General features: G+C 57.3%; 2 protein-coding genes. Both read right to left on the bottom strand.

Features of this window, described 5'->3' with window-relative positions; genetic code table 11:
- Positions 1-313: 313 nt before the first annotated feature.
- Entirely contained in the window at positions 314-1,534 is a 1,221-nt protein-coding gene (locus AC1D2P_RS30525; protein WP_109786914.1) for a CaiB/BaiF CoA transferase family protein, read from the bottom strand.
- Positions 1,535-1,547: 13 nt separating this feature from the next.
- On the bottom strand, positions 1,548-2,729 hold the full coding sequence (locus AC1D2P_RS30520; RefSeq protein WP_010465741.1) for an acyl-CoA dehydrogenase: 1,182 nt from the start codon (positions 2,727-2,729) through the stop codon (positions 1,548-1,550).
- Positions 2,730-2,769 lie beyond the last annotated feature (40 nt).

The raw sequence follows: 2,769 nt of genomic DNA, 5'->3' as shown, positions 1-2,769 counted from the left end.
CTTGCGCTTCCGATCACTCGGTAGCGGGAGGCGAATTCTACAGCGTTACACGCTGCTGTCAACACCTCTTTTTCAACTCCTTTCGGACTTCGATGAACTGAAGCCACTCACTGCCGAAAACTGCGTAACTCTTTGTTTACCAAGGAGTTTTCCGTTTCGACTGCGCCGGAAGTGGGGCGAATTATAGACATCCTGAATCTGCCGTCAAGCACTGATTTGGGCTTTCTATCAATAACGCCCCAAAAGCCGACAAACAACCCAATTCCCCTCTATATGAAGAGCAAAACAGCCGGCCTCTATATAGAAGGAATCCTCAAAGCACTCCAGCCTCTTTGAAAGCAGCCACCGCACCAGCTCCCAGGCCCAGCACACGCTGCAGAACCTCTTGCGTATGCTCACCCAGCAATGGAGGGGCATTGCGGTACTCCACCGGAGTCTTGGATAGACGAATAGGGCTCGCCACCTGCGGCACCATCCCAGCCAACACATGGGGCAACTCAATCGCCAACCCACGTGCCTTGACCTGAGGATCAGCAAACATCTGAGCCAGATCATTTATCGGGCCACATGGCACGCCAGCCTCCTCCAGCTGCAGCACCCACTCAGCCGTGGTCTTGAACACCGTCGCCTGACGGATCAGCGGAATCAAGACCGCCCGATTTGCCACCCGCAGTTTATTGGTTACAAAGCGCGGATCATCCGCCCACTGCGGCTGACCCGCCACTTCGGCAAACTTGCGGAATTGACCATCGTTACCCACGGTCAGGATGAAGTCGCCATCAGCCGTAGGAAAGTCCTGATAAGGCACGATGTTCGGATGGGCGTTACCCAAGCGCTTAGGCGCATTGCCTGTCGTCAGGTAGTTCATCGCCTGGTTAGCCAGGCATGCAACCTGAACATCCAGCAATGCCATGTCGATATGCTGGCCGCCGCCATCGTGATCCCGATGCGCTAGCGCCGCCAGAATCGCCACTGTCGAATAGAGCCCGGTCAAGATGTCTGTCAGCGCTACACCAACCTTTACCGGCCCGGCCCCCTCATCCCCTTCCGGTCGCCCCGTCAGGCTCATCAGGCCACCCAAGCCCTGGATCATGAAGTCATAACCCGCACGCTTGGCGTAAGGGCCGGTCTGACCAAACCCAGTGATGGAGCAATAGATCAGGTTCGGGTTGATGGCTTTGAGCGACTCATAGTCCAGCCCGTAGGCGGCCAGCCCACCAACCTTGAAGTTCTCGATCAGAATGTCCGACTTGGCCGCCAGCTCACGCACCAACTTCTGACCTTCAGGGCGTGTGAAGTCGATGGTGACCGATTGCTTGTTGCGATTGGCCGACAAGTAGTAGGCGGCCTCGCTGGTGTTCTCGCCATAGGCGTCTTTAAGAAAAGGAGGCCCCCAGGCGCGCGTATCATCGCCATTGCCCGGGCGCTCGACCTTAATCACCTCGGCGCCAAGGTCCGCAAGGATCTGGCCAGCCCAAGGCCCGGCCAATACCCGCGACAAATCCAGTACCCGCAGATGCGAAAGCGCGCCCATGGCCGTTCTCCTATTAATAGAACGCCTGGATGCCGGTCTGCGCGCGCCCAAGGATCAGCGCGTGGACGTCATGCGTACCCTCATAGGTATTCACCACTTCCAGGTTGACCAGGTGACGAGCAACACCGAACTCGTCAGAGATGCCATTGCCACCCAGCATGTCACGCGCCATACGAGCGATATCCAGGGACTTGCCGCATGAGTTGCGCTTCATCATCGACGTGATCTCGACCGCCGCAGTGCCTTCGTCTTTCATACGACCCAGGCGCAGGCAACCTTGCAGCGCCAGGGTGATTTCAGTCTGCATGTCGGCCAGCTTTTTCTGGATCAACTGAGTGGCGGCCAACGGACGACCGAACTGCTGACGGTCCAGGGTGTATTGGCGAGCGGTGTGCCAGCAGAACTCGGCGGCACCCAGCGCGCCCCAGGAAATGCCATAACGCGCGGAGTTGAGGCAGGTGAAAGGGCCTTTCAAGCCACGGACGTCAGGGAAAATGTTCTCTTCAGGGACAAATACGTTATCCATGACGATCTCGCCTGTAATGGATGCACGCAGGCCGACCTTACCGTGAATCGCCGGAGCGCTCAGGCCTTTCCAGCCCTTCTCCAATACGAAACCACGGATGTCGCCGGCGTCATCTTTACCCCAGACGACGAACACATCTGCGATAGGGCTGTTAGTGATCCACATCTTGCTGCCGGTCAGGCTGTAACCGCCTTCCACTTTGCGCGCACGAGTAATCATCGCACCCGGGTCAGAACCGTGGTTAGGCTCAGTCAGACCAAAGCAGCCAATCCACTCGCCGGAGGCCAGTTTCGGCAGGTACTTCTGCTTTTGGGCTTCGGTGCCAAATTCATTAATAGGCACCATGACCAACGAGGACTGCACGCTCATCATCGAGCGGTAGCCAGAGTCGACGCGCTCGACTTCACGAGCGATCAGACCGTAGCTGACATAGTTCAGGCCGCTGCCGCCGTACTGCTCAGGGATAGTTGCCCCCAACAGACCGACTTCGCCCATTTCGCGGAAAATTGCCGGGTCGGTTTTTTCATGACGGAAAGCTTCGAGGACGCGTGGCGCAAGCTTCTGCTGAGCGAATTGCTCGGCGGTGTCGCGAATCATGCGTTCTTCTTCAGTGAGCTGTTGATCCAGCAGCAGGGGATCGATCCAGTTGAAGCTAGCTTTACCGCCCATGAGTGTGTCTGAAGCTAGCTTTACCGCCCATGAGTGTGTC

It is taken from the genome of Pseudomonas sp. P1_F1_2, assembly GCF_056405815.1.
The sequence above is the reverse complement of the archived record's forward strand: the minus strand, read 5'-3'. Positions and strand labels throughout refer to the sequence as shown.